Here is a 584-nt window from a genome sequence, read left to right as displayed (position 1 = left end):
GGTGGAAGACCCGGCGGTGGTGCGTGCCGTCCGGTCCCTCCAGCGGAGCCGGAGCAACGGCGATCGCTTGCTGGCATTCCGTCAGTCGTCCGAATGGACGGAGGTGCACGCCGAGGATCTCAATCTACGGTTCAAGGAGATGGTCGGCGACGACTACACCGTGAAAGATCTACGAACCTGGCACGGCACGGTTTTGGCGGCCGAGGCGTTCGTCGATGCGGACCCTCCGGTAGACGACAAGGTGGTCAAACGCGTCGAATCCGCGGTGATGCGCGAAGTCGCCGAGGCTCTTGGTAATACACCGGCGGTCGCCCGCAGCGCCTACGTCGATTCACGGGTGGTGGACGCATATCGAGACGGGCTGACCGTCGCCGCCGGCGCCCGTCGCGCTTCCCGCGTCCGCAACGGTGACAAACGCCAAGCGATTCTGGAGGCCAGCACGGCCCGGTTGATCCGGAAGGTGGCCAGACAGACATGACCGAACACGCACAGCGTTTGGCCAGGGGGCCACGGGGTATTCCCGCCACATGACACAGGAAGGCGTGCCGGACGACGTACCCGTTGCCGATGCTCTCGAGCAGCAA

Annotated in this window: 1 pseudogene; it reads left to right on the top strand. The window is 65.1% G+C overall.

Annotated features, from left to right (window positions below):
- Positions 1-478 (top strand): annotated as a pseudogene (locus tag RM590_RS35460) (DNA topoisomerase IB); the annotation flags it as partial.
- Positions 479-584 lie beyond the last annotated feature (106 nt).

It is taken from the genome of Streptomyces litchfieldiae (genome assembly GCF_031845365.1).
GTDB lineage: Bacteria > Actinomycetota > Actinomycetes > Streptomycetales > Streptomycetaceae > Streptomyces > Streptomyces litchfieldiae.
Note: the sequence above shows the minus strand (reverse complement) of the source record. Positions and strands in the feature narration are given on the sequence as shown.